The 6,412-nt window shown below is 63.0% G+C and carries 6 protein-coding genes; all 6 read left to right on the plus strand.

Annotation, left to right across the window (positions count from 1 at the left end):
* The first annotated feature begins 182 nt into the window (after positions 1 to 182).
* Positions 183 to 2,300: an ImmA/IrrE family metallo-endopeptidase gene (locus M0R80_30680; protein ID MCK9464005.1), complete on the plus strand. Its 2,118-nt coding sequence runs from the start codon at positions 183 to 185 to the stop codon at positions 2,298 to 2,300.
* Between the two features lie 70 nt (positions 2,301 to 2,370).
* Positions 2,371 to 3,507 carry a formylglycine-generating enzyme family protein gene (locus tag M0R80_30685; protein ID MCK9464006.1) on the plus strand — a complete coding sequence of 379 codons (1,137 nt, stop codon included), beginning with the start codon at positions 2,371 to 2,373 and terminating at the stop codon, positions 3,505 to 3,507.
* Positions 3,492 to 3,704, plus strand: a complete 213-nt coding sequence (locus tag M0R80_30690; GenBank protein MCK9464007.1) for a hypothetical protein — start codon at positions 3,492 to 3,494, stop codon at positions 3,702 to 3,704. Before M0R80_30685 ends, M0R80_30690 begins: the two co-directional genes overlap by 16 nt.
* Positions 3,705 to 3,773: 69 nt before the next feature.
* Complete coding sequence (locus M0R80_30695) at positions 3,774 to 4,916, plus strand: formylglycine-generating enzyme family protein (protein ID MCK9464008.1); 1,143 nt, start codon at positions 3,774 to 3,776, stop codon at positions 4,914 to 4,916.
* A complete protein-coding gene (locus M0R80_30700) occupies positions 4,913 to 5,128 on the plus strand; it encodes a hypothetical protein (protein ID MCK9464009.1) in 216 nt (71 codons plus the stop codon). Before M0R80_30695 ends, M0R80_30700 begins: the two co-directional genes overlap by 4 nt.
* Positions 5,129 to 5,145: 17 nt before the next feature.
* Positions 5,146 to 6,412, plus strand: a 1,267-nt coding sequence (locus M0R80_30705) for a formylglycine-generating enzyme family protein (protein ID MCK9464010.1), incomplete at its 3' end; no start/stop codon positions are given.

Here is a 6,412-nt window from a genome sequence, read left to right on the forward strand (position 1 = left end):
CCGTCAGGCGCAGTAATCGACGCATCCATTGCGGGTCGTTCGTAGCCCGCGGCCGGAGCGACTCGCGGGCAAGGGGCCCCCCGCCCGGAGCTTTCGCCGAAACCCAAACGCCAATTCGAGAACGGAAAAAGAAGAGCGAGGAGCCGTCGAACAGTATGGCTCCGGAAACGGAGAAAGGCAAAATGAGGAAGTCCTACTTCTTGTTGTTCATCGCTGCGGCGATGATTCTCGTCGTCACCCCCGCGTTCGCCGAGACCGCGTCGGGCGAGACCGTCACGCCGGACGGCGACGGCCCGCCGCAGTACGCGACGGTCGAGGTGAAGGGGGTGGGCGCGAAGTGCGCCGAGGTCGTCGACGGCGTCGAGGTCGTCGTGACGAACCTTCTGAAGGTCCCTATGAGCGTGGAGCTCGACCTCTACGCCATCGGCCTCGTCGACAAGACCGCGGTACGTGACGTCGGCTCGTTCGAGCTGATGGGCAAGGCGTCGGCCAGCGTGCTCGTGGCGGCGGCGGACATGCCGATCCTGAGCGCGTACGGCGCGACCGAGGCGTTCGTCGAGGCCACCGTACTCTTCAACCTCTTCGGCGATCCGACCGAAGCGACGCAGCAGTCGTCGGAGTTCTACTACCGCAACTCGCCCGATTTCGAACAGATGATGACCAGCACGATGCAGGTCGTCATCGACGAAATGGGCGGAGCGCTCTGGGGCGTCGGCGAGGCGAAGGAGGACGACGCGTTCGCCGCGACAGAGGACGACAACGTGCTCGGCATCGTGCAGGACGACTTCGGCGCGGAAACCGTCGTGACTAAGAACGAAGCGTTCGTCGAGCTGTACCAGGACGGCGAGTACATCGGCAGGATCGTCGGCGCTGGCATGGGGATCGGCTCCGGCGGCGCGGCGCAGGAAGTGAAGGTGGGCGATGGCAGCGCTGCGGCGGCCGGGGGTTCGTCTCTTTCCACGCTGCTCGTGAATCCCTGGCCCAAGCTCCGCTTCTGCGGCAAGTGGCGCGTCAGCTACAACGACGCCAACCTGGGCGAGGACTACCTCCCCCACGACACGCTCACCTACGTCCCGGCCAAGTACACCACGGCCAAGGCGTACAAGAAGATTACCATCGGCGGGTACAGTTACTGGACCCAGGTCTGGCCATCCAGCGGCTGGGGCGTGCTCGGCGACGACGGGTGCATCCCGGCCGCGCAAGCGATCGAGATCGTCGGCGGCGCCGAATACAAGCTCACGATGAACACTTGGACGAGCGACGGCTTCAACGACATCTACTCTCTGCCGGAGCTCGATCCGGATGCCGGTTGGACGGACACCTACAGCTCCTACTACACCTACTACACGGCGCCCCCGTACTACACGCGTTGTTCGACACCAACGCAGTGCTACTGGACCCCCGCGATGCAGGTGACGACCACCGGCCCGCAGGTAAACGGCACGGCCGTGGCCGGTTACGTCATCGCGCGCCAGATCGAGACCGGCTACAACCCGACGGCCGGACCTCCCGGTGTGAAAACGCGCATCTACTACTACAACGATGGTGTCGGACATCACTGCACGGGTAGCTATTACAACCCTGGGACTCCGAATGTATGCATCGCCGGTTCAAGCACCTCCTACAGATGGAAGTTCACCATCGGCCATGAGATCGGGCACAGGGTTGCAGACTACTACAACGGACCCAAGCCCGAGATCATGAATACAGATGGCGACAACATTTCGCCCAAAGGCTATGCGAGCCCATACTTCGAAGGACACGAGGAGGACTGCGACGAGCTGTGCGGATGCGACTTCATGGGCGATCTGTGCGACGGAAACAGCGGCATGTACTGCTGGCACTGCCTCCAGTCGCGCGAGAACATCTCCGTCGGCCAGGGCGAGGGGTTCGGCTACATCTTCGCGACCTGGCTTTTCAACAACAAGAACACGAACGCAAAGCTCGTCTACGGTAAATCGGTTTGGGCCGATCCGCTGGAGCCGCCGCAGCCGGCACCTTATTCGGTCAATGCCGCAAGCAACATGCAGTGGATGTACTCCACGTGCAACAACTTCATGGACAGCCTCGGGACTGAGTGGGACTGGGTCAACTTCTTCTCGAACGTCTACGCCACCAAGGACGCCGGCGATCCCGAGTCGGTGCGGTACTCCATGGAGGAGATCAACCTCATCTGGAACGGGTCGGACGACTCCCACTGGAGCAACATCCGCCAGGAGGTTATCGATCAGTACGGTTACCTAACGCAGAAGTACAACCAGTTCTATGATCGCGCAGACGATGCCGAGGTGAACCACTGATCGAGTAGTACAACGGCCCCGGGGGAGGACGTGACTCCTCCCTCGGGGCTCTTCTTTCCGGGAGAAGGCCATGTGCAGAAGAAAAGAGTTGTCAGTGGTGATCGCCCTTGTCGTAGCATCGCTCGCATCGTGTTCGAAAGAGGACGAGTCGGGGCACCTGGATTCTGCTCCAGATGCGGATACCGACTCGGATTCCGACACCGACACCGATGTCGATACCGACGGTGATTCCGACGGCGATACCGATACCGACACCGAACCGATGATCGTTGAATCGTGCGAGGACGGCTGGTGCGAGATTCCGGCTGGCTCCTTCATCTTCGGCTCGAACCCCGGGGAACCGTGTATGAACGAGTACTCGCAGCAGCAGTTCGACGTAACACTGACCCGGTCGTTCCTGATGAAGCAGACCGAGGTGACGCAGGCGGAGTGGGAGGCCGCGGGCTTCCCGAACCCGTCCCGGGATCTCGACCCGACCAAGCCCGTCGTGTTCGTCAACTACTTCGAGGCGATGGCGTACGCGAACTTCCTCTCCGCCGCCGAAGGCCTCGACACCTGCTACGACCTCTCGGCATGCGAGGGCACCATCGGCTCCGGCTGTCCGGACGGGGAGTTCTACGACTACGGGTGCATCACGGAGCAAGGCACAGGAGAAATGTTGCCGCAGAACTTCCGTTGCGCGACCGACGTCCACAAATACCCGGACTGGTACGCCTGCCCCGGCTACCGCCTGCCAACCTCCGCCGAGTGGGAGTACGCGGCGCGGGCCGGCGCGACCGGCGCCACCTACATGGGAGAGATCACGACCACGCCCGAGAACGGCTGCGACGACCCCGTGGCGGACGAGGTGATGTGGTACTGCGGTACCACGGAGACGATGCGGCCGGTCGGCGGCAAGCCGAAGAACGGCTGGGGTCTTCACGACGTGCTCGGCAACGCCCAGGAGTGGACCGACTACGTGTTCAAGGGGCTGTCGCTGCAAGAGACGCTCGGCCTGGAGCCGCCGATCGTCGATCCGACCGGTGATGCTCAAGGCTACGACCGCGATATTCGCGGCGGCACGTACCGCGACGTCGCCTGTTTCGCTCGGCTAGGAAGCCAGCGCGGAGGACCGCCTGCTGGTCGTGGAATCGATATTGGATTCCGCCTCGTCCGCACACTGTTCGACTACGACGACACAAACAGCGAGATGTGCGTTTGGAAGTAGACGTCTACGCCACCAAGGATGCCGGCGATCCCGAGTCGGTGCGGTACTCCATGGAGCAGATCAACGACATCTGGGATGGGGCGGACGACTCGCACTGGAGCACGATCCGCGCTGAGGTCGAGGACGTGTACGGTTACGGCACGCAGAAGTATAACCAGTTCTACAATCGCGCAGGCGATGCGAGTGTCCGTCACTGATCCTTTAACACCGATGGTTCGAGGGAGGGCAGACCGTTCTCCCTCGGACTCTTTTCTTCGGAGGAGACCGTGCGTAAGACATTTTTACCGAAGCTGGTTTTGGCGATGATCGCGATCTGCTCGTGGGCGTGCTCGGAGGGACATCAGGGACGAATCGACGCATCCCAGGACTCGAGCGTAGACACAGACACAGATGTCGATACGGATACCGATGGCGACACCGACACCGAATCGGACACGTGCGTTCATCCCGCTGTCGCCGAGTCGTGCACTGGCGGTTGGTGCGAGATCCCGGCCGGTTGCTACACGTTTGGTTCTTTCCCCAGCGAACCGTGTAGAGATGAGTACTCCGATCAGCAGTTCGAAGTGACGCTGACGCGGCCTTTTGTCATCAAACAGACCGAGGTGACCCAGGCCGAGTGGGAGGCGGCCGGCTTCCCGAACCCGTCCGAGGGGACGATCGCGCCGGACGTGCCGGTGTTCTTCGTGAACTACTTCGAGGCGATGGCGTACGCGAACTTCCTCTCCACCGCGGCCGGGCTCGACACCTGCTACGACCTCTCCGCCTGCGAGGGCACGATCGGCTCCGGCTGTCCGGACGGGGAGTTCTATGACTACGGGTGCCACAACGAACAGGGCACAGGAGAGATCCTGCCGCAGATCTACCGCTGCGAAGGAGACGTGCACAAGTACCCGGACTGGTACGCATGCCCAGGCTACCGACTGCCGACCTCCGCCGAGTGGGAGTACGCGGCGCGCGCGGGCGCGACCGGCGCCACCTACATGGGCGAGATCACGACGACACCCGAGAACGGTTGCTCGGACCCGGTCGCGGACGAGGTGATGTGGTACTGCGGCACGACCGAGACGATGCGGCCGGTCGGCGGCAAGCCGAAGAACGGCTGGGGCCTGTACGACGTGCTCGGCAACGCGCAGGAGTGGACCGACTACGTATTCAAGGGACTGTCGCTGCAAGAGACGCTCGGCCAGGAGCCGCCGATCGTCGACCCGATCGGCGATGGTGGTGGTGAATTCCGTGATCTCCGAGGTGGGATGTATCGCGACGTCGCCTGTTTCGCTCGACTTGGCTCGCAAAGGGGAGCCCCAGCGGAAGGTCGGGGAATCGATCACGGATTCCGCCTCGCCCGCACACTGCCCGACGCCGACGACCTCGGCGACGACCTGGGCGAGGAGACGTGCGTCTGGCGGTGAACGTCTATGCCACCATAGACAGCGGTGCGCCCGAGTCGGTGCGTTACTCCATGGAGCAGATTGAAAACGTCTGGGAGGGTGCGACCGACACCTCGCCGTACAAGCCGTACTGGGACACTGTCCTGGATGAAGTCGCCCTCGTGTACGGCTCCGGCACGCAAAAGTACAACCAGTTCTATAGTCGCGCTGGCAACTACGGGGTGATTCAGTGATTCCCAGTACCAAGCCGGTGCACAGTGTTCTATCCGTCACGGCCGTGGTGATCGCGGTCGTCGGATGCAGCTCGAGTGGCCAGTCCCCCTACAACGCGTTCGCGGCCGGACCGATCACCCCGCCCCCGGCCGAGTGCGAGGGCGACGCGTACGTCGAGGGCGATTGTGTACACCCGTGCGTGGAGGAGAGCTGCATTAGCGGGTGGTGCCGCGTTCCACAGGGATGTTTCATCTACGGAAGCCCGGAAGATGAATGGCATCACGGCGTTCTAGCCGAGATCGAGACCCCGCTCACGCTCGCCCACGATTTCGTGATCCTGCAGCACGAGATGACGAGGCACGAGTGGGCGGCTCTCGGCTTTCCGGTCCCGACCCCAGAACCCAACGAGTTCGGTGCAAGCTCGTGCATGGAGCCGGGCTGCCCAACCGACGCGGTGAATTGGTGGGAGGCGGTCGCGGCCGCGAACCGGCTGTCCGAGCTGCACGATCTCCAGCCGTGCTACGAGCTGACCGGGTGCACCGGCGAGGTGGGAAAAGGGATGGTTTGTCAGAAAGCCCGGGCGGTCCACGCCAACGTCTACGACTGCCCGGGCTACCGTTTGCCGACCTTGGCCGAGTGGGAGTACGCGGCCAAGGCGGGCACGCGGACATCGTTCTACTCGGGCGACATCACCGTGAACGAAGAAACCGGCGGCTATTCGTACGACGCGAACCTCGACCCGATCGCCTGGTACTGGTGGAACGCTGGTCCAGGAACGGACCCTACCGTCGAAAAGCCCTATGAAGGCAAGCCGACCCACGCGGTCGAGCAGAAGCAGCCCAACCTCTGGCACCTGCACGACGTGCTCGGTAACGTGATGGAGTGGACATGGGATTCTGTAGCGGACATGGGCTTCGGAGGCGAACCACAGAAGGATCCACTAGACAACGGCACGCATGAACGTCACGCCCTCAGAGGCGGCGATGCTTTCTCTCCTTCTGTTGTCTGCCGGGCATCGCTGCCTTTTGAAGGCGCGGTCGAAATGCGGATTCCTGGCGTCGGTCTACGCCTCGTTCGCACGGTCTCCTGGCCCGAGGGCGCGGACACCGAGACGGTACCCGATCCCGACACGGAGACGGAGGCGGAGACCGACTCGGACACCGCGCCGGTCGACACGGACGCGCACAACCCCGACGACTGCCCGCTCGGCTCCGCCTGGCCGTGCACATGCTACTTTCCAGAGGACACGCCCGGCTTCTGGGAGTGCGACGACGGCACGGCGTTCGCCTACGTGAACCCTCACT

It is taken from the genome of Pseudomonadota bacterium (assembly GCA_023229365.1).
In the GTDB taxonomy this organism is placed as follows: domain Bacteria; phylum Myxococcota_A; class Polyangia; order JAAYKL01; family JAAYKL01; genus JALNZK01.